Consider the following 26,786-nt stretch of genomic DNA (forward strand, 5'->3'; position numbering starts at 1 on the left):
GGATCACCACCGAGGACGGTGTGACCGGCATCGGTGATGCCACCCTGAACGGCCGCGAACTGGCCGTGGCCGCGTACCTGAAGGAACATGTTGCGCAGCTGCTGATCGGCAAGGATCCGCACCGGATCGAGGACACCTGGCAGTTCCTGTACCGGTCCTCGTACTGGCGCCGCGGCCCGGTGACGATGGCGGCGATCGCGGCGGTGGACATGGCGCTGTGGGACATCAAGGGCAAGGTCGCCGGGATGCCGGTCTACCAGCTGCTCGGCGGGGCGTCCCGSAACGGGCTGCGCGCCTACGGCCACGCCTCCGGCGCGGACATCCCCTCGCTGTTCGATTCGGTCCGCGAGCACCTGGAACTCGGCTACAAGTCGGTCCGGATCCAGACCGCGGTCCCGGGCATCAAGGCCGTCTACGGTGTCGCCGCGCAGGCCCAGGCCTCCGGGGAGCGGTACGACTACGAGCCCGCCGGGCGCGGCGCGTTCCCGGTGGAGGAGGACTGGGACACCCGGGCGTACCTGCGCCACCTGCCCTCGGTGTTCGAGGCGGTCCGGAACGAGTTCGGCCCGGAACTTCCGCTGCTGCACGACGGGCACCACCGGATGACCCCGATCCAGGCCGCGAAGCTGGGCAAGGCCCTGGAACCCTATGACCTGTTCTGGCTCGAGGACTGCACCCCGGCCGAAAACCAGGAGGCCCTGCGCCTGGTCCGGGCGCACACCACCACTCCGCTGGCGATCGGTGAAATCTTCAACACGGTGTACGACTACCAGTCCATCATCAAGGAACAGCTGATCGACTACGTCCGGGCGGCCTCCACGCACTTTGGCGGGATCTCGCCTTTGAAGAAGGTCATGGACTTCGCCGCGCAGTACCAGATCAAGTCCGGCTTCCACGGCCCCACCGACATCTCCCCGGTCGGGTTCGCCGCGCAGCTGCACGTGGGCCTGGCGATCCACAACTACGGCATCCAGGAGTACATGCAGCACTCGGACGCCACCAACACGGTGTTCGAGCAGTCCATGACGTTCACCGACGGGTACCTGCACCCGGGCGACAAGCCCGGCATCGGCGTCGAATTCAACGAGGAAGCCGCTCCACTGACGGACGAGGACCGCTGGCCCTGGCTCGCCACGGTGGGCAGGGAACTCGCCGACGCCGGCCCGGGCGGACTCGTGCTTGCCTGCTCCGCGTTGCGGCGCAGCTACCGGGACGCCATCCGGGAACAGGCGCCGGATACGGTGTTCCTGCACCTGCACGGCACCAAAGAGGTTCTTAGGGAACGGACTGAAGGCCGTTCCGGCCACTTCATGCCGCCTGCCCTGCTCGATTCACAGCTGGCCACGCTGGAACCGCTCGAAACGGACGAAGCCGGAACCGTCGTCGACATCGCCGCCCCGGTGGACCAGGTGGTGGCCGAGGCGCTGGCCGGTATTGCCGCCGTCGCCGGTTCCGGGACTCCGGCGCCCAACGCCGCCGGTGCCGCCGGCACCGCGCCCCGGCAGTTCGACGTCGACCTTCAGGCGGCGCCGTTCAACCTCGACGACGACGCCGTGGCGTGGGTGGATTCCACGATCGCCGGGATGAGCCTCGAGGAAAAAATCGGCCAGCTGTTCATCAACCACAACAACGACTACTCCCCGGAGTACCTTGACGGGGTCCTGGACAACTACCATGTGGGCGGCATGCGCTACCGGCCCGGCCCCTCGGCGGCCGTGCAGGAACACATCCGCTACGCCCAGTCCAAGACCAAGGTGCCCCTGCTGGTGGCGTCCAACCCGGAAATGGGCGGTGCCGGCAGCTGCGACGACGGCACCTTCGTGTCCACGCACCTGCAGGCCGGCTCGCATCCGGACAAGTCCATCGCGCGGCAAATGGGTCAGGTGGCCGGCGTCGAAACCGCGGCGCTGGGCTGCAACTGGGCGTTCGCGCCGATCGTGGACATCCACTACAACTGGCGGAACACGGTCATCTCTACCCGGGCCTTCGGCAACACCCCGGACATCGTGGTGGAGCGCGCCAAGGAGTACTTCGACGGCATCAGCGAGTCACCCACTGTCTGCGCCATGAAGCACTTCCCCGGCGACGGCATGGACGAACGCGACCAGCACGTCGTCACGTCGTACAACACCCTCGGCTACGAGGAGTGGGACAGGACCTACGGGCACGTGTACCGCGAAATGATCGGGCACGGTGTGCAATCCATCATGGTGGGACACATCGGCGCGCCGGAACTCACGCGGCGTTTCCGACCGGGCACGGCGGACAAGGACATCCTGCCCGCCACGCTGGCTCCGGAGCTTCTCCAGGACCTGCTGCGCGGCGAGCTGGGATTCAACGGGCTAATCCTCACTGACGCCTCGCAGATGATTGGCCTCACCCAGGCGATGAAGCGCAGGGACCTTGTCCCCGCCACCATCGCGGCCGGCTGCGACATGTTCCTCTTCTTCCGCAACCCCGCGGAGGACTTCCAGTACATGCTGGACGGCTACAAGTCCGGCGTCATCACCGAGCAGCGCCTGCATGACGCGCTGCGCCGGATCCTGGCCCTCAAAGCCAGCCTGGGGCTGCACCTGAAGGCTGCCGCCGGGCTTGTCCCGCCGGCGGAAGCACTGGCTGTGATCGGCAGCGACGCCCACCGGGCCATCGCGGCCGAGATCGCGGACAAGACCGTCACCCTGGTCAAGGACACCGCCAACAACCTGCCCATCACCCCGGAAACGCACAAACGGATCCGGCTGTACGGCATCTCCGGCGGCGCGGATTTCACCCGCGCTGACCCGCTGGCTTACCTGGACACCGTCAAGGCCGAGCTGGAAAGCGCCGGCTTCGAGGTGCACCTGTTCAAGACGGCGGCCCAGCGCGAGGCGGCGGGGGAGACCGGCGTGAACTTCATGTCGGTTATCTCCGAGGAGGCCACCGGCGACTACGCGGACAAGTACGACGCCGCCTTTGTGTTCGCCAATGTGAAGGGGTTCGCCCAGGAGGCAGCCATCCGGATCAAATGGTCCACCCCGATGGCCGCGGAAATCCCGTGGTACGTCACCGAGGTACCCACGGTGTTCGTGTCGCTGAACCAGCCCAACCACCTCATTGACGTGCCCATGGTCAAGACCGCCATCCACGCCCACGCCGGAACGCCCGAGGCCATTCGGGCGACCATCGAAAAGATCCAGGGAAAGTCCGCATTCCAGGGGACGTTCAACGACAACGTCTTCTGCGATTCGTTCGACACGAGGCTTTAGGGCCGGATTTTCGCTAGGTTTCCGGCCTGGTGATGCGGAAACGGACCGGCGCTGAGGGGATCCCAGCAGCGCCGGTCCGTTTTTGCGTCCCGGGACTCATTTCGCAGCGAAAAACACGTGCGCAGCGGGAACCACGTGCGCAGCGGGCCGGCCGGGCGGGCCAAAATCGCGTAGTGAATACCCGTGCGGCAGCTACCCGTTACGGCGTAGCGTTGGCTCATGGAGACAACGGGATGCGTCGTGGTCGGCGGAGGGCCGGCGGGCATGATGCTGGGGCTCCTGCTTGCGAGGGCCGGTGTGCAGGTCACGGTCCTTGAAAAACACGGCGACTTCCTGCGCGATTTCCGCGGCGACACCGTGCACGCGTCCACCATTCGCCTCATTGACGAACTGGGCCTGGGCAGCGAATTCCGCGAGCTTCCGCAGAGCCGCCTTCGCAACGTCGCCTTCCCCGTTCCGGGCGTCGGCCTGGTGACGCTGGGTGATTTCTCGTCGCTGCGGCCGCCGTACAACTACATCGCCATGATGCCGCAGTGGGACTTCCTGAATTTCCTGGCCCGTGCCGCGGCGGAGGAGCCCACCTTCACGCTCCGTATGGAGCACACCGCTACATCGCTGATGTTCGACGGCGGCCGCGTCACCGGCGTCCGCTACCGCACCAGCGCCGGCGTCGAGGGTGCCATCCGGGCGGACCTTGTGGTCGCGACGGACGGCCGCCATTCCGTGTTGCGTCAGGCCGCGGGCCTGAAACCACGGGAATTTCCGGTGCCGTTCGACACCTGGTGGTTCAAGCTTCCGCGCTACCCGTCGGAACAGGGGGAAGTGGCCGGGATCGTTCCCGCATTCAAGGGCAGGGAGGCCATGATTGCGCTGTTCCGCGACGATTACTACCAGATGGGCTATCTCGGCCCCAAAGGCGCGGACGCCCGCATCCGCAGCGAGGGCGTGGACCGGTTCAGGGAACGCGTCGGCGCCCTCAGGCCCGACTTGGCGGACCGGCTGGACGCCATCGGTTCGCTGGATGACCTCCACTGGCTCGACGTGCGGCTCAACAGGCTCCGGCGCTGGTACGTGGACGGCATGCTCTGCATCGGAGACGCCGCGCACGCGATGTCTCCGGCCGGCGGGGTGGGCATCAATTTGGCCATCCAGGATGCCGTGGCCGCGGCGGCCCACCTTGCGCCTGCCCTCTTGCGCGGTCAGGTGAGCCTCAAAGAGCTCCACGCGGTGCAGCGGCGCCGGCAGATGCCTACTGTGGTGGTCCAGACGGTCCAGCGGATGATGCACCGTGCCGTGTTTGTTCCGTTGTTCACCGGCAGGAGGTCCGGTGCCCCGGCGTTCGTGCTGTTTATCGCCCGGCACGTTCCGGCTGCCCGGAGGGTCATGCCGCGCCTCATCGCCTTCGGGCCCAGGCCAGAGCACGCACCCGGGTTTGCCCGGCGGCAGGAGCCCCGGGCAATGGCGTAGCGCGGCGCGGGCGGCTGCGGATTCAGGGTGCGCCGGAGGGGCACCGTCACAAACTGGCGAGCCACTAAACTGGAACCCATGACTGCCACGACGGACTCTCTCTCCGCCCCTGCTGCCCGCGCCCGCCTGCTTGAACTCATCAAGGAACTCGCCGTGGTCCGCGGCAAGGTCATCCTGTCCAGCGGCGCCGAGGCCGACTATTACATCGACCTGCGCCGCATCACGCTCCACCATGAGGCCTCAAAGCTCGTGGGGCAGGTCATGCTGTCCCTGGTCGACGACGCAGGCATCGACTTTGAGTGCGCGGGTGGACTGACGATGGGCGCTGACCCCGTGGGTACCGCGCTCATGCACGCCGCCAGCGACGCCGGCCGCACGGTCGACGCGTTCGTGGTCCGCAAGGCACAGAAGTCCTACGGCATGGGCCGTCAGGTAGAGGGACCGTCCGTTGAGGGCCGCAAGGTCCTGGTACTGGAGGACACATCCACCACCGGCGGCTCCGCGCTGACCGCGGTCGACGGTGTCCGGAAGGCCGGCGGCAATGTGGTGGCCGTTGCCGTGATCGTGGACCGTGACACGGGAGCCAAGGAAAAGATCGAAGCCGAGACGGGCGTTCCCTACCTGTTCGCGTTCGGCAAGGACGAGCTCGGGCTCAGCTGAACGGCTGCTGCCGGTGGACGGCAGTTGCCGGGTAATCTAGTATTTGCGTACCCCGCATCAGTTTCCCCATCTGGAGTACCCCGCCATGCGCACGACCGATCAAGCCCTGAGCAGTGTTGAGCAGATCCAGAATCTTATTCTGGAGAGTGCCGACTTTGAGGCCTTCCTTAACGAGCTTGCCCGGTACTCCGCGCACCAGGTGGCAGGAGACGGTGACGATGCCCTGTGCGGGATAACGCTCCTGCGCGACCGCAAGGCGGCCACCATCGGCTGGAGCAGCGATTCAGCCCGTGAAGTGGACGAGATCCAGTACTCGCTGTCCCAGGGACCGTGCCTGACGGCCGCTGAGGAAGAGCGGGAGGTGCACGTCCCTGACCTCTTCGACGAGGACCGCTGGGGCCCGGACTACGCTAATGCCGTCGCCTCACACGGGCTGCGTTCCGTCCTGTCGCTGCCGTTCAACCTGCAAGGTGACGCCAAGGCCGCGCTGAACCTCTACTCGGACGTCCCGCGCAAGTTCGACGAAAAAGCGGCAGCCCGGGCCAGGGGATACACGCGCGAGATTTCACAGGCACTGCGCCTCGCCGTCAGGTTTTCGCTGCATACGGACAGCGCCACCAACCTCCGTGCCACGCTGGAATCGCGGACTATCATCGATATCGCCGTGGGTATCGTCATGGCGCAGAACCGATGCAGCCAGGAGGCCGCCGTCCGCATCCTCAGGGACGCGTCGAGCAATAGCAACGTCAAGCTGCGGGACATCGCCAAGTCCCTGGTGGATTCCGTGGGCGGGGCGGGCGCCCGCACGCACTTCGAAGAGCCGGGCCAGGGGAATACGCGCGGACCGGGCCAAAGCCAGGCCGGCTGATCCGCCCCGGCGCTTGTGCTGCGGTCCCGCGGAGGGATAGTCTGGCCGAGGTTGAGCCGTCGGCCATAGACACCCTTTTTTGGAGTACCTATGGACAACCAGCTTAATTCCCTCGCTAAGATCGACGATTCCTCGGACACCGTCCGGATCGACGTCCGGGGGAGCCTCACGCAGGATTCCCGTCCTGATCTCCTCCACGAAATCCGGCGCGTTCGCCGGATGGGCGTGACCTCGCAGTCGGTGGCCGAGTCCCGGCCGGACTTCACAGCCCTTACGTATCCGGAAGAGCTGGCTGAAACGCTGGAGGCCGCAGCCGTCCGCCCGCTGTCCAGCTATTCTTCCGAGGAGCTGCTCGCCGCAAGCGACTCCGTCTTCGAACTGCTGGACGATCCCTCCGGTCATGCCGGGAACGAACTCCTCGCGCAATACGACGCCATTGTTGAGGAACTCAACCGGCGCGAACTCTGCAAGGCAACGGCGAAGCAGGCCGCAGGCAGCTGACCGGACCGCGGCGCCACAACGTTGCCCCAGCCAGTGGAACTGTGCCTAGGGTAGATGAGTGCCGTATGAAGTATCCGCAGGTCCGGAGCCGCGGCCGGGTGGAGAGGCTACCCGGCTGCTCCGGCATGCCTCCGACCTGAAACAGTTCTCCCGGCGTAGCTTCTTCTCCGGGGCGGGGGCGGCTTCGGTCTTGGCCGCCGACATGCTGCTGACGCAGCGGATCCAGGCGGAACGCCAGGTCCACAAGATCCTGGTGGTCGAGGACGATTTCGCCCAAAGCTACTTCCCGAACTCCAGCTGGATCCTGTTCCCGGGCTACAAGACCAGCTGGGAAGAGGCGCAGTGGATCCTGAACTCGCTGCGCGGAACGCTACGGCAACGTGGCCAGCTGGCAGCGGTTGGCTACTCGAACCTCGGGCTGGACATCGATCAACTGGTCATCGCCGTGATCGAGCATGTCCGCGCCCGGAACCTGACCAAGCTCTACTTCTACGGCCACAGCTTCGGCGGCATGGTGGCCACGCACGTGGCGGCCCGGCTCCTTGAGCTCCACGGCGTGGAGGTGGCCTTCATCCTGCTGGACTCCAGCCCGTACAGCAAATTCGACGTTCTGGACCAAAGTTGGTTCGACGGCGTCGTGTTCCTTTACGAGAGCGGATTCCGGGTGCCGTCGGTGCTGCGTGGCGGCTACGAACTGGGCGAGCGCGTGGTGCACAAGAACGAGCGTACCTGGCGGCAGATCCTGGACCAGACCCTGGAACAGCTGTCCCCGATCGCCCCGTCGAGCGTGCTGATCCAGACCGAATCCGCCTACATCTACCACTTCGACGCCACCCGGTTTGCCGGCAGGATCGGAGGTGCCCGCATGGCCTACATCGGGAATCCCCAGGACCAGACCGTCAACTATCAGACGGCACGGCAGTCCTGGGCGCGGACGTTCGCAGCCAACATGGTGTCGACCGACCTGCAGACTGCAGGGGCGCTTCCCGCACACGCCAGCCCTGGCTGGAACCCGTTCGTCTACAGGCCCATCCTGGCGGAGCTGCAGGACAGCATCTTCCCGCTGCCCGGAGGCGGCGGGAAGATGACGCCGTTTTAGCCAGACGTCAGATCTGGCTCTTGAGGTCAGCCACCGAGTTCAGGATCTGGTTGGGCCGGAACGGGTAGGCCGCGATGTCGTCCTTGTGCGTGATTCCGCTGAGCACCAGCACGGTGTGCAGCCCCGCTTCCATCCCGGCGATGATGTCCGTGTCCATCCGGTCACCGATCATGGCGGTGGTTTCCGAGTGGGCATCGATCTGGTTCATGGCCGAACGGAACATCATGGGGTTCGGCTTGCCCACAATGTACGGTTCGCGGCCGGTGGCCTTGGTGATCAGGGCCGCGATGGCTCCGGTGGCCGGCATGGGGCCGTCCTTGGACGGACCCGTGGCATCCGGGTTCGTGGCGATGAAGCGGGCCCCGGCCAGGATCAGGCGGATCGCCATGGTGATGGCCTCGAAGGAATACGTCCGGGTTTCGCCGAGCACCACGAAGTCCGGGTTCTGGTCGGTGAGGATGAAGCCTGCCTCGTGCAGCGCCGTCGTGAGTCCTGCTTCGCCAATCGTGTAGGCGCGGTTTCCGGAATCGGAGCCCTGCACCTGGTCCTTCAGGAACTGGGCGGTGGCCAGGGCCGAGGTCCAGATGTTCTCTTCCGGGACTTCCAGGCCCGAGGCGCGCAGCCTCGCCGCCAGGTCGCGGGGCGTGAAGATGGAGTTGTTGGTCAGCACCAGGAAGCGCTTGGAGGTGTCCACCCAGCGCTGGATGAGTTCGGCGGCGCCGGGAACTGGCTGGTTTTCGTGGACGAGGACGCCGTCCATGTCGGTGAGCCAACACTCGATTTCCTGCCCGCTGCGATACACCGCGGCCGATTCCTTGACCTGGTCCGCTTCTGCCATGACTACCTCCGCCGGTGATGATTGCTTCCGGAGCCCAGTCTAGTGTTGAGGAGTGACTCAAACGCCCGGAACCCCGCCAGAACCGCAACCAGCTTCAGAGGAAACGCCGGAGCCAAAGGCGGAGGTCGGCGTCGGGCCCTGGGAAGGCGTGTGGCCCGAAGGTGACCACTGGGACCCTGACCTGTTGGCGGACGGCGACCGCCGCAACGTGGTGGACAAGTACCGTTACTGGAAGCACGAGGCCATCGTGGCGGATCTGGATTCCAAGCGGCACGAGTTCCACATCGCCATCGAAAACTGGCAGCACGACTTCAACATCGGCACTGTGGTGCGCACCGCCAACGCATTCCTCGCCAAAGAGGTCCACATCATCGGACGACGCCGGTGGAACCGCCGCGGGGCAATGGTCACCGACCGCTACCAGCACGTCCGCCACCACCCCACAGTGGAGGATTTCGTGGCGTGGGCCCGGGGGGAGGGGCTGGCGATCATCGGGATCGACATCTTCCCGGATTCGGTGCCGCTGGAAACCTACGAACTGCCCCGCAAATGCGTGCTCGTCTTCGGCCAGGAGGGCCCCGGCCTGACCCCTGAAGTGCACGAGGCCGCGGAGGCCACACTGTCCATCGAGCAGTTCGGCTCCACCCGCTCCATCAACGCCGGGTCCGCGGCGGCGATTGCCATGCACGCGTGGGTGCGCCGGCACGTGTTCGGCCAGGGCTTCCAGTTGCGCTGAGATGGCAGTTCGCATGAGTGTCCGGCGGACTGCCGGCATGCGCCATCTGGCGTACGAATCGAGCCAAGTGTTACCCGGCCGCGTGACCCGAAACACGGCCGGTGCGCAGAAATGGCTAGGATGGTTCCTAGCCGACGAGGTTCACTCCAGGGTCAACACAACCCGCAGACGAAATTCACTTTAGGAGTCAGCATGCCCATTGCAACCCCAGAGATCTACGCCGACATGATCGACCGCGCAAAAAAGGGCGGCTTCGCATTCCCGGCGGTCAACGTAACCTCCTCCCAGACCCTGAACGCTGCCCTCCGCGGTTTCGCCGAGGCTGAGTCCGACGGCATCGTCCAGGTTTCCACCGGCGGTGCCGCGTACTGGTCCGGCGCCTCCACCAAGGACATGGTGGCCGGTTCGCTGGGCTTCGCCGCGTTCGCCCGCGAGGTTGCCAAGAACTACAACGTCAACATCGCCCTCCACACCGACCACTGCCCCAAGGACAAGCTGGACGGCTTTGTCCTGCCGCTGCTGGCAGCGTCCGAGGAAGCCGTCAAGGCCGGCAAGGACCCCATCTTCAACTCGCACATGTGGGACGGCTCCGCCGAAACCCTCGACGAGAACCTGCGCATCGGCCGCGATCTGCTGGCGCGGGCTTCCGCCGCCAAGATCATCCTCGAAGTTGAAATCGGCACCGTGGGCGGCGAGGAAGACGGCGTCGAGCACGAGATCAACGAGAAGCTGTACACCACCGTTGAGGACGCCCTGGCCACCATCGAGGCCCTCGGCTCCGGCGAAAACGGCCGCTACATCACCGCCCTGACCTTCGGCAACGTGCACGGCGTGTACAAGCCCGGCGGCGTGAAGCTGCGCCCGGAGATCCTCAAGGACATCCAGGCCCAGGTCGGCGCCAAAATCGGCAAGGACAACCCGTTCGACCTCGTGTTCCACGGCGGCTCTGGCTCCTCCGACCAGGAAATCGCCGACGCCGTTTCCTACGGTGTGATCAAGATGAACATCGACACCGATACCCAGTACGCCTACACCCGCCCCGTAGTGGACCACATGCTCCGCAACTACGACGGCGTGCTGAAGGTCGATGGCGAGGTCGGCAACAAGAAGCTGTACGACCCCCGCGTCTGGGGCGCCTCCGCCGAAGCCGGACTGGCTGCCCGCGTTGTGGAAGCTGCCCAGCAGCTCGGCTCCACCGGCAAGACCTTCTAAGTATGTCCGACGAATTCCGCAAGAACCTGATGGGTCCTGAGCCCACGCTCCTGCCTGCCGAGACCGAGGTCAACGCACAGCTGGACGCGGGCCAGGAAGCACTGGATCTGGTGGAAAAGCACCCGACGTCGTCGCTGCTCTGGGCCGTGCTGGCCGAGGAAGCCTGGGCCGACGGCCGCACCATCGACTCCTACGCTTACGCCCGCGTGGGTTACCACCGCGGCCTGGACTCGCTCCGCCGCAACGGCTGGCGCGGCGTCGGGCCCATCCCGTGGGAACACGAGCCGAACCGCGGCTTCCTCCGCGCACTGTACTCGCTGGGGCGGGCTTCGGCCGCCATCAACGAGGCCGAGGAGCCGGAGCGGATCGAGAAGTTCCTCAACGACTCGGACCCGGCAGCCAAGGCAGCGATCGAAGCCAGGTAGCCAAAGCAACGCGGGTCACTTACGCCCCAATCCACTTTGATGGATTGGGGCCTGGTGACCCCGCGTTGTCGGCATCCGAGGCGTTAGCAGTTCTCGTCACGCCTACCGAGTCGACTGATTGCGAGGGCGTCAGCGCCAGAATTCAGTGAGCTGCCCGGCAAGGGCTCTGCCTTGGTTGTAACCAGCCCGCGCAGCGGGCGGACGCAGCGACAGATCCATCGCATTGGCGCCGAACATGTGCTCGGAGTTACTATCCGGGAAGATCGTTTCGACTCTGCTGCCGCGTGCGCGCAGTTCGTCGACCTGTGTTGCGAGATGCAGGCCCCAGTCCGCCGGAGTCCGTGATCTGCCGCCGAATGGTGACAGCACCAGCACCCGTGCGTATCCGGCTGCCAGATCGGCATTGTCGGCGTTGGATCGGTAGCCGCCGTCGATGTATCGGCTGCCGCCGATGCTGTAGGCGAAGCCACTGGCACAGCTGGCGGCCACGGCGTCCACCAGGTCGACCCCGCTGTTGCCGTCGAACACGACCGGGTCACCGGTATGCGCATCGACTGCGGTGATGAACATTCTCCGTTGCGGCCAGAGCTGACTGGGAAGCCGAGCGGCGACGGTAGCGCGCCACCGCGTTTGCCCGGAACCGTCCGACGCCGCATCCATGTCGAGTGCCGCCGCGCCCATTCTGCGGCGCATGTCGGCCGCATCCTCAGCGGCGGCGATGATCTTGCCCGTTCGCTCCAGGTGGTCCGCCGCCGGCCTGATCGGAACGCGTCCTCGGTCGGATCCGACCGGACCGGTCCGTTGCTGGGGCGCCGCGGCAAGGATGGCGGCAAACAGTTCGGCCGGGGTCGCGCCAGCTATCTGGGCCGCGGAAGTCGATCCGGCCGACGTGCCGATGACCAGATCAGCCTCGGTCACATCCAGCCCGGCATCGAACAGACCGGCGATGACGCCGATCAGCCACGCGTTGCCTGTAGATCCGCCGCCACCGAGGACCAACGCCCGCTCGCCCGCGGCGCGCACCCGTTTTGTGGCGTCGACCTGCGGCTGATCCTGGTCGGACCTCGGCCGGTCGGAGGCCGTCGTCGAGGTGAAGTGCAGTGTTGAAGAAGGTGTTGTGTTCATGGGAGTCGTCTTTCGCGAAATTGCCTGGCGGGCGCTCCCAGTTGCGACTACTTCAGTCGCGCGATCGCGGACTGCAGGGGAGCACCCATTGCGGTACTGCGTACATGGGTCTCACCTCCTGCCGATTGATCACGATTACCGGAAAGCTATCACGGCGGCGACGCGGTGGGCAACCGCGCATTATGCCGGTTGTCGTTTGGCATTCGAACGCCACACCCTCATCTGTGACGGGCCCCTTTTAAGTACGACGGCGGGCGGTCGCCTTTCCCCTGAAAGGTGACCGCCCGCCGTCGTACTTTGAAGCGTAAGGCGCTAGCTGGCGGCCTTCGCCAGGCCGGTGCGGGCCATCGCGTCCGCGTAGACAACGTGCATCTCGTCGAGATACTGCTGCTGGCGGGCAGGCGTGCCGGCGAAGGCACGGCCGCTGAGCGAACGGACCTTGTAGGTCTTCAGGCCGCGGCGCCAGAGCAGGGGCACCTCGGTCTTGAGCAGCAGACCGGCCAGCCGGTTGGCCTCAGTGCCGTGAGCCACGATCACGGACGCCCGGGGCACGAACGCCAGGAACTTCAACAGCGGCTTGAGTCCGGCCGAAATCTGGTCCGGGGTGAACTTGCCGTTCGGCTCGCCCGGGACATGCCACGGGTGCACATTCCACGGCATGACGTACTCGGGCCGGAGCCCGAGCTTCCACTGCACGCCGAGCATGCGGGCGGCGGCGTCGTCGTCGCCGGGCGTGATGAAGCCCGAGGGCGAGGAGGTGCCGATGTTGGAGTAGAGGCTGATGATGCGGCATTCGTCGACATCGTGCATGGGGTCGACGTAGGGCACCTGGGTGCCTGGCTTGGTGTTCTGCAGGGAGTCGCACAGCTCATTTACGGCTGCGACGTTGGGTTCGTAACGGCGGCTCAGAAGTTGTTCACGGAAAGATTCAGTAGCCATGGCTGTCATGTATTGCTGGGTCTCCTGCGGGGATCGGTCACGCTGCCTCCCCGGAAGCGGGCGCGTCAAGTCCGGGGTGGTTTGAAATGTGGTGTGGATCGATTCCTGGTCGATCCTTATCAGTTTAGCAAGCCGCACGAAATGCGGACCCCGCCTTCTGGCGTCCCGGTGACCGAAAGGCCCGCAGGGCAGGGCCCGCGGGATGTTTAAAGAGGGCTAAATCACTGCCAGAGACGCTTCGTGGCGCGGCGTGCGCCCTCCCCGAGAGCCTCCAGCTTTGCAACGGCGATCTGGGGATGGACGCGGCCGCCCAGCCCGCAGTCGGTGGAGGCGATGACGTTTTCGCGTCCCACCAGACGGGCAAATCGCTCGATCCGGTCGGCCACCAGGTCCGGGTGCTCCACCACGTTGGTGGCATGCGAGACGACGCCGGGGATGATCACTTTGCCCTCGGGGAGCTTGGTGTCTTCCCAGACGCGCCATTCGTGCTCATGCCGGACGTTGGCCGCCTCGAAGGAGTATCCGCCGGCGTTGATCTGCAGAACGGACTTGATGATGTCGGCGAACGGAATGTCGGTGGTGTGCGGTCCGTGCCATGAGCCCCAGCAGACGTGCAGCCGGATCTGTTCCTCGGGCAGGTCGCGGAGGGCCCAATTGGTGGCCTCGACGCGCAGCTGGATGAACTTGAGGTAGTCCTCAAGGCTGGGCTCGGGGTTGATTTGGTCCCAGCTTTCGGCCAGCGACGGGTCATCCAGCTGCACCGTCAGGCCGGCATCAATGATGGCCTTGTATTCCTCCCGCATGGCGTCAGCGCACGCGTAGAGGAGCTCCTCATCAGTTTTGTAGTACTCATTGGCTACCCGGGCGCAGGAGCCCGGGGACAGCGAGGCAACGAAACCGTCCGTGAGGCCGGGGTTGCTGCGGCGTCAGTGATCCAGGTCCCTCGGCCGCTCGGGATGGTCACCCTCACTTAATTCCACGGGGCGAGCGCTGGCAAATCGTTGGCCATATATGTCGCGGCAGGGCAGGCAGGCAGCGGTGGCTCATGATGCTGGCTGAGACGGCCGTGGAGTTCACAGGAAATTAGACGAGGCAGCGCCGCCGCGGCTCGTCGGCCAAAGCAAGACTTCAGCGGCCCATCGGCTAAACTTGGGTGGTAAGAGCCCCGGAACTCTTGCGTCTTCGCTCATTGGCCAACGCCGTGCGTGCGGGCGATGAATTCGGGGCATTCTCATGAACGGCGCTGCGTTGTGGCGGGCCCACCTGGTGGGCCAACTGCGGGTGGCCCGAACGAATGGGGGAGGATCCCATGCCAGCAATCGTGATCGTCGGAGCCCAATGGGGCGACGAAGGCAAAGGTAAGGCCACCGACCTGCTCGGCGGCCGCGTCGACTACGTCGTCAAGCCGAACGGCGGCAACAACGCCGGGCACACCGTCGTCGTGGGCGGTGAGAAGTATGAGCTCAAGCTCCTTCCTGCCGGCATCCTGAGCCCGAACGCGGTTCCGATTATTGGCAACGGCTGCGTGGTGAATCTTGAAGCCCTGTTCCAGGAGATCGACGGGCTCGAGGCCCGCGGCGCGGACACCTCCAAGCTGCGCGTCTCGGCCAACGCCCACCTCGTAGCGCCGTACCACCAGGTGCTGGACAAAGTCACCGAGCGTTTCCTGGGCAGCCGCGCCATCGGCACCACCGGCCGCGGCATCGGCCCGGCCTACATGGACAAGGTGGCCCGCCTCGGCATCCGCGTCCAGGATGTCTTCGACGAGTCCATCCTTCGCCAGAAGGTAGAAGGCTCGCTGCGCCAGAAGAACGAACTGCTGGTCAAGGTCTACAACCGCCGCGGCATCCTCGTGGACGAGATCGTCAACTACTTCCTCTCCTTCGCGGAACGGCTGCGCCCGCTGGTCATCGACAGCACGCTGGTGCTGAACACCGCTTTGGACGAGGGCAAGGTGGTGCTTATGGAGGGCGGCCAGGCCACGTTCCTCGATGTGGACCACGGCACCTACCCGTTCGTCACCTCCTCCAACCCGACCGCCGGCGGCGCCTCGGTGGGCTCCGGCATCGGGCCCACGCGCATCTCCCGGTCCATCGGCATCATCAAGGCGTACACCACGCGCGTTGGAGCGGGTCCGTTCCCCACGGAACTGTTCGACGAGATGGGCATGTACCTGCAGAAAACCGGCGGCGAGTTCGGTGTGAACACCGGCCGTCCGCGCCGCTGCGGCTGGTACGACGCCGTCCTGGCACGGCACGCCTCCCGCGTCAACGGGTTCACGGACTACTTCGTCACCAAGCTGGACGTGCTCACGGGCATCGAGCAGATCCCGGTCTGCGTCGCATACGACGTCGATGGTGTCCGGCATGACGAAATGCCCATGACCCAGACCGAATTCCACCACGCCAAGCCCATCTTCGAGTACTTCGAAGGCTGGACCGAGGACATCACCGGCGCCCGCACCCTCGCGGACCTGCCGGAGAACGCCCGGAACTACGTGCTGGCGCTGGAGAAGCTGTCCGGCACCCGATTCTCCGCGATCGGCGTGGGCCCGGACCGCGACCAGACCATTGTGGTCAACGACCTCATCAACGACTGACGACTCCACTCCAGGGACGTTCGACGGCGGCGGGTCACCTTTGTCAGGTGGCCCGCCGCCGTCGTACCCTCCCGGATATCTAAGGAATTTCCGGTTGCGCGTAACCTGCGACCCCCCTTGCTGCGATTACGTATGTGTAAGCGCCGGGCCGGTGGCCTTCCCCCCATCGGCCCCCGGCCCGGCCTTCGACCAACCAAAGGACTTTTTTTCTTATGAAGAGTGTTAGCAAGACCACCAAGATTGCTGTCGGCGCCGCCATCATCGTTGTCGGAGGTTTCTCCAGCATCGGACTGGCCAACGCGGCCCAGGTATCGGGCTCACAGCATGCAGCGGTGACCCCCGCTACGCCCGCCGTTCCGGCCACGCCTGCCGTTCCCGCAACGCCCGCCGTTCCCGCAATGCCCGGGGCGCCGGCTGTGCCCGCCGTCCCGGCCACCCCGGACGCCAAGGCCAAGGCCGCCGGCGAGGCTGCGGACGCCGCTGATGCCAGCGTGGAAGCGGACAAGGACTCCGCGACGGCCAAGGCACACGCCTCACGCGCCGGCAACACTGCCGGTGCTGACGCAGTCACCGCAATCCCCGCCACGCCAGCTGTTCCTGGTGGCGCCGGTGTTCCCGCCACCCCGGCTGTCCCTGCCACCCCGGCTGTCCCGGACGTTGCAGACCACGTGGCCAAGCCGGCCACGCCGTCCGTTTCCGGCGGTGCCGATGTCCGCGCTGACGCAGATGCCTCCGCTGACGTGCCCAAGGCCGGCAAGTAAACAGCGACTTCCCCGACTAGGGGTTCACGGTGTGCGGCGGCTAGGCTTACTACCGCCGCACACCCGCAGTAAGGGAAGGACAGCTCCTTGGCAGCTCAGCTGACCGATGACGAATTGTCAGCCGCCCTTGCTGGCGACCCTTCCGGCTTCAGCGCCGTCTACAGTACTATTTCGCCCGCTGTGCTCGGATATTTCCGGGCACGTGGTGTGGATGACGCCGAAGCGCTCACGCAGGACGTCTTCGTGGATATCCTGCCAAAGCTGACAGGCGTCAAGGGCGGACGCACGGGGCTGCGGACCTTCATCTTCTCAGTTGCCCACGCCCGGCTCGTGGATTACCACCGCCGGTCCGCCAGGGCACCCCACTTGACCGAATATGACCCGCTGCAGGACGAACGGTATTCGAACTCTGCCGAGGACGACGTGCTGGGCAGGCTGGGTGGCATCACCTCCACCCTCTCCATGCTCAATGACGAGCACCGGGAAGTCCTGATCCTGCGGATCGTTGCGGACCTCTCCATCGAACAGGTGGCCGGCATCATGAACAAGACTCCGGGCGCCATCAAACAGCTTCAGCGGCGCGGGCTCCTTGCCTTGCGCGAACTCGTCAAGGAAAAGGACCACGCGCCATCATGAGTGTCACGCCGACAGGCAGGGACGGGGAGATCCAGGCGATTCTCCGTGATTCCGGGCTCGAAGAGGACGCGGACCTTTGCAGGACCCTTGACGAACTGCGCGGGCTCGCCCAAGACGTCGCTCCGGCACCGCGCGCGGACCTCGCCGCCCTGCTCACGCCGGGCGTGTCCAGTCTGGAACTCCGCCGCCAGGGCAGGAAGCGCAGGATGGGAGCAGTGGTCAGCGCCGCGGTTGTCGGCGCGATGGGCCTTGGCGCCGGCGCCGTGGCTGCCTCCAGCGAGGACTTCCGCCGAAGCGTTGGCCACTCCGTGGTGCAGTTCCTCCAGCCCGCTGACGAGGCCACCGCTCCAGGGACCGACCTTGGGAGTCCTTCGCCCGCAGACCTGCCGAGGCCTACGGCTGTTTCGCCAACCTCACCGACCGCAGCTCCGTCTTCGCCGGCAGCATCGTCGCCGGCGGTTGCCTCACAGTCGCGGGCGCCCGCCGCACCTCGCAGCCGCGAGACCCCGGGCCCCTCCGCGCTGCCAGGTGCGGCTCCTGGCGGGAAGCCCGACAAAGCTGCTGCGGTACCCGCCCGGCCGACGCAGCTCCCCGTTGTTCCGGGCGGCGGCATACGGCCGCAGCTTCCGTCCAAACCGAAGCCGGCGGTACCGACCCTGCCGGGTGCCGTTCCGGCTCCCTCCCCAGGAAACCCCTGAACCCCTGGAAGTTGTCAGTCCTTTTCAGGGCGCCCAAGGCCGCCACCACAAAAACTTTCTCGAACTTTTTTCGAATCGGCGTAACCTCGCGAGTCATCGCGGCGATTACCCATATGAAAGCGCCGGGCTGGAAGTTGTCCCCCATCAGGTTCCAGCCCGGCACTTTTTCCTGCTGCAGGCGTAGTCCTTAAGCCAGCACTTGCCGCCTGGACGAGATGACCCCGGTGTCGAAGCCGGCCAGGTGAAGTCCGCCATGGAATCGGGCGTGCTCAATCTTGACGCAGCGGTCCATGACGACGTCGAGTCCGGCCGCCTCGGCTTCTTTGGCGACGTCTTCATGCCACGAGCCCAATTGCAGCCAGAGGGTTTTGGCTCCAGCCGCGATGGCCTCGTCCATGACGCCCGGCAGGTCGTCGTGCTTGCGGAACACATCAACGATGTCCGGGCTCTCCGGCAGGTCGGCCAGCGACGCATACGTGGGCTGCCCCAGGATCTCCTTTACCGCCGGGTTCACGAAATACACCTTGTACCGGGTGGATGACTGCAGGTACGTGGCCACGAAATAGCTCGCACGCGACGGCTTGTCCGACGCGCCCACAATGGCAATGCTCTTTGCCTGCCGGAGCAGGTTCAGGCGTTCCGGTGCTGAGGGGCCTTCCCATGTGCGGTCTTCCGTGCTCATCAGTTCGCTCCGATCGTGCAGGCTTCAGCCGCCGCCGGGGACGCTAAGCCGCGGGTGGAAGCATCCGAGGCTTCCACCTCCGATGCTTCGGTCAGGGCCTGGTCCAGGTCCCACAGGATGTCGTCAATGTCCTCGAGGCCGACCGAGATGCGGACCAGGTCTTCCGGAACTCCGGCAGACTCGAGCTGGGCCGGGCTCAGCTGCTGGTGGGTGGTTGAACCGGGGTGGATGACCAGGGTGCGGGAGTCGCCAACGTTGGCCAGATGCGACGCCAACTGGAGGGACTCGATGAACTTCTGCCCGGCCGCGCGGCCGCCCTTGACGCCGAAGGAGAACACCGATCCGGGACCCAGGGGCAGGTACTTCCGCGCCCGCTCGTAGTGTGGGTGGGACGGCAGCCCGGAGAAGTTCACGTAGGCCACGCGCTCGTCGGCCTCGAGCCATTCCGCCACGGCCTGGGCGTTCTTCAGGTGCTCGTCCAGGCGCTGGGGAAGGGTTTCGACGCCCTGCAGCAGCTGGAACGCGGACTGCGGTGAGAGTGCGGGGCCGATGTCCCGCAGCTGTTCGCAACGGAGCTTGGTGAGGAAGCCGTACTCGCCGAAGTTCCCCCACCAGGAGACGTTGCCATAGGAGGCCACCGGCTCGGTCATGGTGGGGAACTTGCCGTTGCCCCAGTTGAACCTGCCGCTCTCCACGATCACGCCGCCCAGCGTGGTGCCGTGGCCGCCGAGGAACTTGGTGGCGGAATGGATCACGATGTCCGCTCCGTGTTCGATCGGCCGCACGAGGTACGGCGTGCTCAAGGTGGCGTCGACGACGAGGGGAATGCCGGCGTCGTGCGCTACCCTCGCCAGGGCCGCAAGGTCCTGGACTTCCGACGACGGGTTGGCCACCACCTCGACGAAGATCGCCTTCGTGTTCTCCCGGACAGCCGCGGCGTAGTCTGCGGCGTCGGTGCCGGGAACGAAGGTGGTGTCGACGCCGAAGCGTCGAAGGGTCACGTCCAGCTGCGTGACGGTGCCGCCGTACAGCTGGGAGGCGGCCACGATGTGGTCGCCGGCCTGGGTGAGCGCGGCGAAGGTGATGAACTCTGCAGCCATCCCGGAAGCCGTGGCCACCGCACCGATGCCGCCCTCAAGGGACGCAATGCGCTCCTCGAACGCGGCCACGGTGGGGTTGCCGATGCGGGAGTAGATGTTGCCGTACTTCTGCAGGGCAAACAGGTTCGCCGCGTCCTGGGTGTCCTTGAACACGAAGGACGTGGTCTGGTAGATGGGCACGGCACGGGCGCCGTGCTCGGCGTCGGGCGTGCCGCCGGCGTGCAGCGCGCGGGTGCGGAAGCCGAACTTGCGGTCTGCCATCAGACAGCCACCGGCACAGAGGCAACCGGGGTCTGGGACAGGTCCAGTTCGGTGCCGTTCTTGCGGGCCAGGTCCGCCTCGAGTTCGCGGACGATCGGCAGGACATCCTGGCCAAACGCAGCGATCTCTTCCTGGAAGTGCAGGTAGCCGGTGAGGAACAGGTTCACGCCGATTTTCTTGTACTCCACGATCCGCTCGGCGATCTGCTCCGGGGTGCCGATCAGCTGGGTCTTGAAGCCGTCGTTGTACTGGACAAGGTCCTCGAACGTGGAATCGGCCCACATGCCCTTCCCGTCCTTGGTGGACGCTCCGGCCTCCTGAACGGCGTCGCGGAAACCCTGGACTGCAGGTTTGTGTGCTTTCTCCACGATCTCGCGGAGCGTGTCGCGGGCTTCCTGCTCCGAATCGCGGGCGATCACGAAGCCGTTGAGGCCGAAACGCGGCGCTGCGATGGCGCCTTCGGCCCCGCGCCCGCTTTCTCCTGCGGAGGCCACCACGCCGGCGATGTTTTCCTTGAAGCCTTCCAGGTCCTTGCCGTTGGAGAAGTACCAGTCGGCCACGCGGCCGGCCGTGGCCTGGGCCGCGGTGGAGTTGCCGCCGAAGAAGATCTCCGGGTGCGCGCGGCCGGGAATGTCCACCGGTGCCGGGTTCAGGGTGAAGTCGGTGATGTTGTAGTACTTGCCGGACTGGCTGTACTCCGTCTCGGTCCACAGGCCGCGCAGAACCTTGATGAACTCCTCGGTGCGGACGTAGCGCTCGTCGTGTTCCAGCCACTCGAGGCCGAAGTTGGTGAACTCATTCTTGAGCCAGCCGGAGACGATGTTCACGGCGGCGCGGCCGTTGGAGATGTGGTCGGCGGTGATGATGTACTTCGCAAGGACGCCGGGGTGCCACATGCCGGGGTGGACGGCGGAAATGACCTTGAGCCGCTCCGTGGCCGCCAGCAGCGCCAGGCTGAAGGACGTGGCCTCGTGCTGCTTGTCCGCGCCGTATGAGGCGGCGTAGCGGGTCTGCGTCAGCGCGTATTCGAAGCCGGAGTTCTCGGCGATCCGTGCCAGCTTCTTGTTGTAATCGAAGTCCCAGCCGGTGCGCTGTTCGATCGTGGAGACGACCAGGCCGCCGGACACGTTGGGCACCCAGTAGGCGAACTTCAGGGGCTCGGAAAGACGGGCTACGTTGCTGATGTCGTTCATTGTTATTCCTTTACTTCTGGCCGGTGACGGGTGCTGAGGGGACGGCCGTGCGGCGGCGCAGCACGGCCTGGATGCCGGCGATGGCCGGCTCGTTCTGGAGTGAGGTGGTGTCGCCGAGGGTGGTGCCTTCGAAAAGCTGCGTGAGGAGGCGCCGCATGATCTTGCCGCTGCGCGTTTTGGGGACATCGGGAACCACGACGACGTCGCGCGGCTTGGCGATCGGCCCGATCTCCTTGGCGACGTGGTTGCGGAGGTCGTCGTTGATTGAGCGCGTCGAAACCGCGGAAACCCCGCCCTTCAGCACCACAAAGGCGACGACGGCGTGGCCGGTCTTGGGATCCGCGACCGGACACACGCCGGCCTCCACGACGTCCGGGTGGGACACGAGGGCCGACTCGATCTCGATGGTGGACAGCAGGTGCCCGGAGACGTTGAGGGTGTCATCTACCCGCCCGAGGATCCAGATGTCGCCGTCGTCGTCGTATTTGGCGCCGTCGCCGGCAAGGAACCAGCCCTGGGCAGCGTACTTGCGCCAGTACGAATCGAAGTAGCGCTGGGGGTTGCCCCACACAGTGCGCGCAATCGCGGGTCCGGGGGTGTCAACCACAATGAAACCCTGGACGCCCGGCGGTACGGTATTACCGGCGTCGTCCACGATCCGCGTGCTGACGCCGGGCAGCGGGCGGGCCGCGCAGCCCGGCTTAAACTCTGTGTCCGTTGGCGCCGGGGAGAGGATGGCGGCACCGGTTTCGGACTGCCACCAGGTGTCCACCACGGGGGCCGTGCCGGCACCGACATTCCGGCGCAGCCAGCGCCAGGCTTCCGGGTTGACCGCTTCGCCCACGGTGCCGAGCATCCGGATGGAGGAAAGATCGTAGGTGTCCGGCACGCCGTCCGGGAACCAGCCCATGAGCGAGCGGACCAGGGTGGGCGCGGTGTAGTACTGCGTGACGCCGTAGCGTTCGATGATCTCGAAGTGCCGGCCGGGGTGCGGCGTGTTGGGCGTGCCCTCGAAAATCACCTGCGTGGCACCGTTTGAGAGCGGGCCATAGATCTCGTAGGTGTGCGCGGTGACCCAGGCGAGGTCGGCGGTGCACCAGTGCACGTCCTGGTCCCGGAGGGCGGGGTCGGGGTTGCTGAAGAGGTGCTCGAAGCTCCACGATGCCTGGGTCAGGTAGCCGCCCGAGGTGTGCACCAGTCCCTTGGGCTTTCCGGTGGTCCCGGAGGTGTACATGATGAAGAGCGGGGTCTCGGCGTCGAACGCTTCGGCCTCCTGGACCTCCGAGGCGGTCCCTACGGCGTCATGCCACCACACGTCGCGGCCTTCAGTCATCGGGACGGTTGCCAGGCGGTCCGCGGGGGTGGTCCTGTTGACCACCAGGACGTGCTCGATGGCGTTGTCGCCGGAGACGGCGGCATCCGCGTTGTCCTTGACCGGAACGGCCACGCCGCGGCGGAACTGGCCGTCCGTGGTGACCAGGAGCTTGGCGCCGGTGTCCTCCACCCGGAACTTGAGGGCTTCAGCAGAGAAACCGCCGAAAACGAGGGAATGGATGGCGCCGATGCGGGCCACAGCGAGCGTGATGATGACGGTTTCCGGAATGACAGGGAGGTAGATGACCACGCGGTCGCCCTTGGCGATGCCCAGGTCCAGGAGGGCATTCGCGGCCTTGGACACCTCACGCTGGAGGTCGGCGTAGGTGACGGTGCGACGGTCACCGGGCTCGCCCTCGAAGTGGAGGGCAACCTTGTCCCCGCGTCCCGCCGCGACATGGCGGTCCACGCAGTTGTGGGCCACATTGAGCCGGCCGCCCTCGAACCAGGTGATGTCCGGGCCGGTGCCGGTCTCAAGATTGGCGGGCACCCTCCGGTGGGCGGTGGGCCAGGGCTTGCCGCCGTGCCCTGCTTGACCGGGTGTGGCCCAATCGAGGCGGAGGGCCTGCTGCTCCCAGAATTCAACAGTGTCCAGATCGGTGTCCAGGCCGCTGTACTGAACAGAACCCGGGGTGGTGCTGCTGTGACGCGCCAGCCCGCCAGTGGGGACGCCGTGCACTGCGCCTTCCGTGGGCTCGGTCGAGGACCATCCCGAAGAGCCGCGAAGGGAGCCGGGCGCGTCACGCAGCCCTGCTTCGATCGCCGTCGCGTTCGAAGTGGTTTGTGGAACTTCGGCCGTCCGGGTCTCCGCAGGGGAAATCCGGGCAAACGAAGGCAGAGCAGAAGAAATCTCGGGGGTCATTTGGGTACTCCATCGGACCTGGCAGTAGCACCCTGTTGTTCCGGGGAACAGATCGGCGGGAATGGTCGTCCCACGTCACCGGGTTGCTGCGGCTTCATCGATCCAGGTCTCTAGGCCGCTCGGGATGGTCGCTATCTACTAAAACGGAACCGCGGGATTCTACAAAATTTGCCCCGTTTTGCGACGTAATATTCTTCTCGGCGCTTTGGCGGGTGCCACTTTCGTTCATTTGTTCGGAAATCATGCGGGAACGCCGCAGGCGTAGGCTTGATGCATGGCCCACGTTAACGATCGAGCAGTCATCGAGCGCCTCATGCGAACCAGAGGGAGATGGGCCATTGTCGGCCTCACCACCAACGAATGGCGGTCGGCCTATGACGTCGCCCTTTATGTCCGCGACCGCATGGGAATGGAGATTATCCCCATTAATCTCCCCGGAGACGACGTCCATGGGGAGAAGGGCTACCGCTCCCTGACTGAGATCCCGCCGGAGAAGCACCCGATCGACGTCGTGGAGTGCTTTGTGAACTCACACAAGGTGGGGCCGGTGATTGATCAGGCGATCGCGGTGGGCGCCAAGGCAGTCTGGCTGCAGTTGGGTGTTTTCGACGACGACGCCGTGGAACGCGCCAAGGCCGCCGGACTGGACGTCGTGGTCAACTCCTGCCCCGCCCGCGAGGGCTGGCACTTCGGGCTCTAGGCCGGCATCCGCGGCCGGCATTCGCGCTGCCCTCAGCGCTTCATCAGGTCCGGGTAGTGACGCTCCGTCACGTCCGGATGGGCGCGTATCCGGCCTTTGAGCATGTTCATGCCAAAGGAGGCGAGCATCGGGTTGGACGGGTCGTCCGAGATGCCGCGGGCCTGCGCCTTCAGCTCCTCCGGGAGGGGGACCGGTTCGATCACCGCATCGAGCCGCGGCGACCAGAAGAAGGGCACGGAGTAACGGTCCACACCCGGCGGCGGCGCCTGAACCCGGTGGATGGTGGCGGCGAGGTAGCCCCCGGTTGCCACTTCCAGCATCTCGCCAAGGTTCACCACGAGCGCTCCAGGAATGGGTTCCACGGAAGACCACTCGCTGGCCCCCGGCGGGAGCACTTCCAGGCCGCCTACCGCGTCCTGAAGCAGGAGGGTGACAAAACCGTAGTCCGCGTGCGAGCCGACTCCCTGATCGCCGGCCGCTTCCACCACTCCGCCGACGTAGTGGACCAGCTTGCCCATCCAGGCCGGGGTCTCCCGGAACGGTTCGTCAAAGTGGTCCTCAGGAAGTCGGAGGGAGACTGCGATGCCGCGCAGGAGTTCGTTTCCCACCTTGGACATGAGCCCTGCCCATGCCATTGCAACGGGCGCCAGCTCGGGCAGCGATTCATCAGGCCACATGTTGTGGCCCTGGAGGAGCCAGTACGGCTGCTCGTCGGGATAATCGGGGACAGGTTCACGGTCCGGAGAGTAATCGATCTGCTCCCGTGCGTCCGCCCTTCCCTGGGTGACCTCCGTGCCCATCCGGGTATAGCCCCGGAAATGCGGGGAGAGCCGGTTGTCCAGCTTCATCCGCTCCTCAAGGGGAAGATCAAAGAAGCGCTTGATGGCGGCCAGCAGTTCCTCTGCCTGGCCCGGCGCGGCCCCGTAACCAGTGAGTTGGAAGAAGCCCACCCGGTGCGTGGCATCGCGCAGCTGCTCAATGAATTCCGGACTAAATGACCCATCGGCCTGACGTGCGGCGCCCAAGTCCAGAACAGGTATGGCCTCCCGATCAGGTGACATGCTCGCAGACTAGCACCGCCGGGGAAGCCTTTGTAGGCTCGCAGCATGGATGCTGCCGAACTGAGGAAAATCTGCCTGTCGTTTCCCGGGGCCTTCGAGGACTTTCCGTTCGGCCCTGAAACGTCGGTCTTCAAAGTCCGGTCCGCCGTAGCCGGCGGGGCCCGGCACGAGGCCAAGATGTTTGCGGCTTCCGCCATGGATCCTGAGGACTGGTCGGTGAGCCTCAAATGCGAGCCCGCGCTGGCCGAGCAGCTGCGGGCCGCCCATTCAGAAATAACCGGCGCCTGGCACATGAACAAGAGACACTGGAACGGCGTGCGGCTTGATGGCTCGCTGCCGGACTCCATGGTCCGCGACATGGTGGAGGACTCCTACGATCTCGTGGTGGCTTCGCTGAGCCGCAAACAGCAGGAACAGCTGGGCTGGGCCCGGCTGGTCCGTGCCCCAGGTCCTGCCGGAGAAGCAGCGGGAGGGGCCCAGCCCGGACACGAGGGGCAACCGGAACAGAAAACGGCAGGGATATGACTGAAAAGCGGTTGGCGCAGGGTGAACTCAACTATCCGGGCATCGGCTCCACGGAAGATGGCCCGCCGCCAGAGGGTTTCCCATGCCTGGTGACGCAGACGTACCTTGGCGAGGGCCTGGCAACCTACGGCCGGGTTGCCCAGGGCATCCTCACCTGGGAGCTGCAGCGCCGGTCGGGGCTTCGGGTCCGCACCGAGTCCGACGTCGTGGTTCCCGGCGCACGCGTGGTGAGCGGATTCGGCGTCGGACCTTTCCGGATCAACGCCCCCTGCGAGGTGGTGTGGGTCCACCGGCCGGTCCCCGGCGGGGGACCGCAGTCCGCCGGCTTCGCCTACGGCACCCTGCCGGGACACCCCGAGCGGGGCGAAGAGGCGTTCGAGGTGTCCATTGATGACCGGGGCACGGTGCTTTTCAAGATCACGGCCTTCAGCAGGCATTCGAACTGGTTCTACGCGGCGGGCGGCATCGTGGCCCGGGCGGCGCAGCGGCACGTCACTTCCCGATACATTGAAGGTGCACGCCAACTTGCCGCAGGTGCAAGCTGATCAGGAGACGGTACATGCTGGAACAAACCACCCTTGACCGACTGTGGGATTTCGAGCATCCCGAACTGTCCGAACGGCGTTTCCGGGACGCGATGGACGATCAAGACTATGACGTCTACGAAAGGGCGGAGCTCGCCACGCAGCTGGGCCGGGCCATCGGCCTGCAGGGCGGCTTCGAGGAGGCGGACGGGCTGCTCGACTCGATCGACAGTGAAGAGGAGCCCACCGTCGGTATTCGAATCCTGCTTGAGCGGGGGCGCATCCTGAACTCAAGCGGCCAGGCCGCGATGGCGGTGCCGTTGTTCGAGCAGGCCGCGGAGCTGGGCGATCATCTGGGCGAAAAATTCCTGGCCGTGGACGCCCTCCACATGCTCGCCATCGCCGACTCCGCCCATGCGGAACCCTGGACCCGGAGTGTGCTGGAATACGCCTCTACCGCCCACGAGCCCCGCACGAAACGCTGGATGGTGGCGCTGCACAACAACCTGGGCCGGACGCTGCACGGGGCAGGCCGGCTCACCGAGGCCCTGGTGGAGTTCCAGCTGGCCGAGCAGTGGGCGGAGCGCGTAGGGACCCCGGCGCAGCAGCAGTACGCGCGTGAGGCAATCGAAGAGTGCGAACAGGCTCTGGCCGCACACTAAGGCAGTGCGAGAATGAAGTCTTTGCACCCAGGA

At 65.8% G+C, this 26,786-nt stretch carries 25 protein-coding genes and 1 pseudogene; 17 read left to right on the top strand and 9 right to left on the bottom strand.

Annotated features, from left to right (window positions below):
• The 6 genes from manD to AC1DDG_RS04145 all read left to right on the top strand — a co-directional run.
• On the top strand, positions 1-3,245 hold a 3,245-nt coding region (manD, locus tag AC1DDG_RS04120; RefSeq protein ID WP_476875028.1), incomplete at its 5' end, for a D-mannonate dehydratase ManD.
• 219 nt (positions 3,246-3,464) lie between these two features.
• Entirely contained in the window at positions 3,465-4,712 is a 1,248-nt protein-coding gene (locus AC1DDG_RS04125) for an FAD-dependent oxidoreductase (protein ID WP_476875029.1), read from the top strand.
• A gap of 78 nt (positions 4,713-4,790) precedes the next feature.
• A complete protein-coding gene (gene pyrE / locus AC1DDG_RS04130; protein WP_476875030.1) occupies positions 4,791-5,372 on the top strand; it encodes an orotate phosphoribosyltransferase in 582 nt (193 codons plus the stop codon).
• Positions 5,373-5,457: 85 nt separating this feature from the next.
• Positions 5,458-6,240, top strand: a complete 783-nt coding sequence (locus AC1DDG_RS04135; RefSeq protein WP_230118691.1) for a GAF and ANTAR domain-containing protein — start codon at positions 5,458-5,460, stop codon at positions 6,238-6,240.
• Between the two features lie 90 nt (positions 6,241-6,330).
• Positions 6,331-6,741, top strand: coding sequence for a hypothetical protein (locus tag AC1DDG_RS04140; RefSeq protein WP_476875031.1), 411 nt, complete (start codon positions 6,331-6,333; stop codon positions 6,739-6,741).
• Positions 6,742-6,799: 58 nt separating this feature from the next.
• Positions 6,800-7,840, top strand: a complete 1,041-nt coding sequence (locus AC1DDG_RS04145) for an alpha/beta fold hydrolase (RefSeq protein ID WP_476875032.1) — start codon at positions 6,800-6,802, stop codon at positions 7,838-7,840.
• Between the two features lie 7 nt (positions 7,841-7,847).
• Here AC1DDG_RS04145 and AC1DDG_RS04150 read toward each other — a convergent pair whose 3' ends face one another.
• Positions 7,848-8,678: an HAD-IIA family hydrolase gene (locus AC1DDG_RS04150; protein WP_476875033.1), complete on the bottom strand. Its 831-nt coding sequence runs from the start codon at positions 8,676-8,678 to the stop codon at positions 7,848-7,850.
• A gap of 52 nt (positions 8,679-8,730) precedes the next feature.
• Between AC1DDG_RS04150 and AC1DDG_RS04155 the strand changes: the two genes are divergently transcribed.
• The 3 genes from AC1DDG_RS04155 to AC1DDG_RS04165 all read left to right on the top strand — a co-directional run bounded on the left by AC1DDG_RS04155 (position 8,731) and on the right by AC1DDG_RS04165 (position 11,051).
• Positions 8,731-9,414: a TrmH family RNA methyltransferase gene (locus AC1DDG_RS04155; protein WP_476875034.1), complete on the top strand. Its 684-nt coding sequence runs from the start codon at positions 8,731-8,733 to the stop codon at positions 9,412-9,414.
• A gap of 192 nt (positions 9,415-9,606) precedes the next feature.
• A complete protein-coding gene (gene fbaA / locus AC1DDG_RS04160) occupies positions 9,607-10,626 on the top strand; it encodes a class II fructose-bisphosphate aldolase (protein WP_230118695.1) in 1,020 nt (339 codons plus the stop codon).
• Between the two features lie 2 nt (positions 10,627-10,628).
• Complete coding sequence (locus AC1DDG_RS04165) at positions 10,629-11,051, top strand: DUF3151 domain-containing protein (RefSeq protein ID WP_230118696.1); 423 nt, start codon at positions 10,629-10,631, stop codon at positions 11,049-11,051.
• Between the two features lie 129 nt (positions 11,052-11,180).
• On the opposite strand, the gene AC1DDG_RS04170 is transcribed toward AC1DDG_RS04165, so the two are convergent.
• The 3 genes and pseudogenes from AC1DDG_RS04170 to AC1DDG_RS04180 form a co-directional block, all read right to left on the bottom strand.
• The gene (locus AC1DDG_RS04170; RefSeq protein WP_476875035.1) at positions 11,181-12,176 is read right to left on the bottom strand and encodes a patatin-like phospholipase family protein; all 996 of its coding nucleotides are present in this window, start codon (positions 12,174-12,176) and stop codon (positions 11,181-11,183) included.
• Between the two features lie 312 nt (positions 12,177-12,488).
• Complete coding sequence (locus AC1DDG_RS04175; RefSeq protein WP_230118698.1) at positions 12,489-13,124, bottom strand: uracil-DNA glycosylase family protein; 636 nt, start codon at positions 13,122-13,124, stop codon at positions 12,489-12,491.
• Positions 13,125-13,336: 212 nt separating this feature from the next.
• Positions 13,337-14,026, bottom strand: a pseudogene (locus tag AC1DDG_RS04180) (cobalamin-independent methionine synthase II family protein); the annotation flags it as partial.
• Between the two features lie 398 nt (positions 14,027-14,424).
• Here AC1DDG_RS04180 and AC1DDG_RS04185 point away from each other — a divergent pair.
• The 4 genes from AC1DDG_RS04185 to AC1DDG_RS04200 all read left to right on the top strand — a co-directional run bounded on the left by AC1DDG_RS04185 (position 14,425) and on the right by AC1DDG_RS04200 (position 17,809).
• Positions 14,425-15,714 carry an adenylosuccinate synthase gene (locus AC1DDG_RS04185; protein WP_230118699.1) on the top strand — a complete coding sequence of 430 codons (1,290 nt, stop codon included), beginning with the start codon at positions 14,425-14,427 and terminating at the stop codon, positions 15,712-15,714.
• Between the two features lie 212 nt (positions 15,715-15,926).
• The gene (locus AC1DDG_RS04190) at positions 15,927-16,475 is read left to right on the top strand and encodes a hypothetical protein (protein WP_476875036.1); all 549 of its coding nucleotides are present in this window, start codon (positions 15,927-15,929) and stop codon (positions 16,473-16,475) included.
• Positions 16,476-16,562: 87 nt separating this feature from the next.
• On the top strand, positions 16,563-17,111 hold the full coding sequence (locus AC1DDG_RS04195) for an RNA polymerase sigma factor (RefSeq protein WP_476875037.1): 549 nt from the start codon (positions 16,563-16,565) through the stop codon (positions 17,109-17,111).
• Complete coding sequence (locus AC1DDG_RS04200; protein WP_476875038.1) at positions 17,108-17,809, top strand: hypothetical protein; 702 nt, start codon at positions 17,108-17,110, stop codon at positions 17,807-17,809. Before AC1DDG_RS04195 ends, AC1DDG_RS04200 begins: the two co-directional genes overlap by 4 nt.
• 187 nt (positions 17,810-17,996) lie before the next feature.
• Here AC1DDG_RS04200 and AC1DDG_RS04205 read toward each other — a convergent pair whose 3' ends face one another.
• The 4 genes from AC1DDG_RS04205 to acs are packed head-to-tail and all read right to left on the bottom strand — an operon-like array spanning position 17,997 to position 23,281.
• Positions 17,997-18,491, bottom strand: coding sequence for a CoA-binding protein (locus tag AC1DDG_RS04205; RefSeq protein WP_476875039.1), 495 nt, complete (start codon positions 18,489-18,491; stop codon positions 17,997-17,999).
• Positions 18,491-19,852, bottom strand: coding sequence for an O-acetylhomoserine aminocarboxypropyltransferase/cysteine synthase family protein (locus AC1DDG_RS04210; protein WP_476875040.1), 1,362 nt, complete (start codon positions 19,850-19,852; stop codon positions 18,491-18,493). The genes AC1DDG_RS04205 and AC1DDG_RS04210 overlap by 1 nt, the downstream gene beginning before the upstream one ends.
• Positions 19,852-21,045 carry a dimethylsulfone monooxygenase SfnG gene (sfnG, locus tag AC1DDG_RS04215; protein WP_476875041.1) on the bottom strand — a complete coding sequence of 398 codons (1,194 nt, stop codon included), beginning with the start codon at positions 21,043-21,045 and terminating at the stop codon, positions 19,852-19,854. The genes AC1DDG_RS04210 and sfnG overlap by 1 nt, the downstream gene beginning before the upstream one ends.
• A 10-nt stretch (positions 21,046-21,055) precedes the next feature.
• On the bottom strand, positions 21,056-23,281 hold the full coding sequence (gene acs, locus AC1DDG_RS04220) for an acetate--CoA ligase (protein ID WP_476875042.1): 2,226 nt from the start codon (positions 23,279-23,281) through the stop codon (positions 21,056-21,058).
• A 274-nt stretch (positions 23,282-23,555) separates the two neighbouring features.
• Here acs and AC1DDG_RS04225 point away from each other — a divergent pair, with 274 nt between their 5' ends.
• A complete protein-coding gene (locus AC1DDG_RS04225; RefSeq protein WP_476875043.1) occupies positions 23,556-23,981 on the top strand; it encodes a CoA-binding protein in 426 nt (141 codons plus the stop codon).
• Positions 23,982-24,013: 32 nt separating this feature from the next.
• Here the strand turns inward: AC1DDG_RS04225 and AC1DDG_RS04230 are convergent, their stop codons facing one another.
• The gene (locus AC1DDG_RS04230) at positions 24,014-25,042 is read right to left on the bottom strand and encodes an isopenicillin N synthase family dioxygenase (protein WP_476875044.1); all 1,029 of its coding nucleotides are present in this window, start codon (positions 25,040-25,042) and stop codon (positions 24,014-24,016) included.
• A 45-nt stretch (positions 25,043-25,087) separates the two neighbouring features.
• Here AC1DDG_RS04230 and AC1DDG_RS04235 point away from each other — a divergent pair, with 45 nt between their 5' ends.
• From AC1DDG_RS04235 to AC1DDG_RS04245, 3 genes are read left to right on the top strand one after another with little or no spacing between them, the layout of a single operon-like run.
• Positions 25,088-25,567 carry an MmcQ/YjbR family DNA-binding protein gene (locus tag AC1DDG_RS04235; RefSeq protein WP_476875045.1) on the top strand — a complete coding sequence of 160 codons (480 nt, stop codon included), beginning with the start codon at positions 25,088-25,090 and terminating at the stop codon, positions 25,565-25,567.
• Complete coding sequence (locus AC1DDG_RS04240; protein ID WP_476875046.1) at positions 25,564-26,112, top strand: DUF1990 family protein; 549 nt, start codon at positions 25,564-25,566, stop codon at positions 26,110-26,112. The genes AC1DDG_RS04235 and AC1DDG_RS04240 overlap by 4 nt, the downstream gene beginning before the upstream one ends.
• A gap of 14 nt (positions 26,113-26,126) precedes the next feature.
• The gene (locus AC1DDG_RS04245) at positions 26,127-26,753 is read left to right on the top strand and encodes a hypothetical protein (protein WP_476875047.1); all 627 of its coding nucleotides are present in this window, start codon (positions 26,127-26,129) and stop codon (positions 26,751-26,753) included.
• The last annotated feature ends 33 nt before the right edge of the window (positions 26,754-26,786 follow it).

The sequence above is a fragment of the Arthrobacter sp. 10L430 genome, from assembly GCF_056395245.1.

Excerpts from the sequence above, each read along its gene's own strand:
- AC1DDG_RS04125 (WP_476875029.1), top strand. The coding sequence starts at position 3,465 with ATGGAGACAACGGGATGCGTCGTGGTCGGCGGAGGGCCGGCGGGCATG.
- pyrE (WP_476875030.1), top strand. The coding sequence starts at position 4,791 with ATGACTGCCACGACGGACTCTCTCTCCGCCCCTGCTGCCCGCGCCCGC.
- AC1DDG_RS04135 (WP_230118691.1), top strand. The coding sequence starts at position 5,458 with ATGCGCACGACCGATCAAGCCCTGAGCAGTGTTGAGCAGATCCAGAAT.
- AC1DDG_RS04140 (WP_476875031.1), top strand. The coding sequence starts at position 6,331 with ATGGACAACCAGCTTAATTCCCTCGCTAAGATCGACGATTCCTCGGAC.
- AC1DDG_RS04150 (WP_476875033.1), bottom strand. The coding sequence starts at position 8,678 with ATGGCAGAAGCGGACCAGGTCAAGGAATCGGCCGCGGTGTATCGCAGC.
- fbaA (WP_230118695.1), top strand. The coding sequence starts at position 9,607 with ATGCCCATTGCAACCCCAGAGATCTACGCCGACATGATCGACCGCGCA.
- AC1DDG_RS04165 (WP_230118696.1), top strand. The coding sequence starts at position 10,629 with ATGTCCGACGAATTCCGCAAGAACCTGATGGGTCCTGAGCCCACGCTC.
- AC1DDG_RS04170 (WP_476875035.1), bottom strand. The coding sequence starts at position 12,176 with ATGAACACAACACCTTCTTCAACACTGCACTTCACCTCGACGACGGCC.
- AC1DDG_RS04175 (WP_230118698.1), bottom strand. The coding sequence starts at position 13,124 with ATGACAGCCATGGCTACTGAATCTTTCCGTGAACAACTTCTGAGCCGC.
- AC1DDG_RS04185 (WP_230118699.1), top strand. The coding sequence starts at position 14,425 with ATGCCAGCAATCGTGATCGTCGGAGCCCAATGGGGCGACGAAGGCAAA.
- AC1DDG_RS04190 (WP_476875036.1), top strand. The coding sequence starts at position 15,927 with ATGAAGAGTGTTAGCAAGACCACCAAGATTGCTGTCGGCGCCGCCATC.
- AC1DDG_RS04200 (WP_476875038.1), top strand. The coding sequence starts at position 17,108 with ATGAGTGTCACGCCGACAGGCAGGGACGGGGAGATCCAGGCGATTCTC.
- AC1DDG_RS04205 (WP_476875039.1), bottom strand. The coding sequence starts at position 18,491 with ATGAGCACGGAAGACCGCACATGGGAAGGCCCCTCAGCACCGGAACGC.
- AC1DDG_RS04210 (WP_476875040.1), bottom strand. The coding sequence starts at position 19,852 with ATGGCAGACCGCAAGTTCGGCTTCCGCACCCGCGCGCTGCACGCCGGC.
- sfnG (WP_476875041.1), bottom strand. The coding sequence starts at position 21,045 with ATGAACGACATCAGCAACGTAGCCCGTCTTTCCGAGCCCCTGAAGTTC.
- acs (WP_476875042.1), bottom strand. The coding sequence starts at position 23,281 with ATGACCCCCGAGATTTCTTCTGCTCTGCCTTCGTTTGCCCGGATTTCC.
- AC1DDG_RS04225 (WP_476875043.1), top strand. The coding sequence starts at position 23,556 with ATGGCCCACGTTAACGATCGAGCAGTCATCGAGCGCCTCATGCGAACC.
- AC1DDG_RS04230 (WP_476875044.1), bottom strand. The coding sequence starts at position 25,042 with ATGTCACCTGATCGGGAGGCCATACCTGTTCTGGACTTGGGCGCCGCA.
- AC1DDG_RS04235 (WP_476875045.1), top strand. The coding sequence starts at position 25,088 with ATGGATGCTGCCGAACTGAGGAAAATCTGCCTGTCGTTTCCCGGGGCC.
- AC1DDG_RS04240 (WP_476875046.1), top strand. The coding sequence starts at position 25,564 with ATGACTGAAAAGCGGTTGGCGCAGGGTGAACTCAACTATCCGGGCATC.
- AC1DDG_RS04245 (WP_476875047.1), top strand. The coding sequence starts at position 26,127 with ATGCTGGAACAAACCACCCTTGACCGACTGTGGGATTTCGAGCATCCC.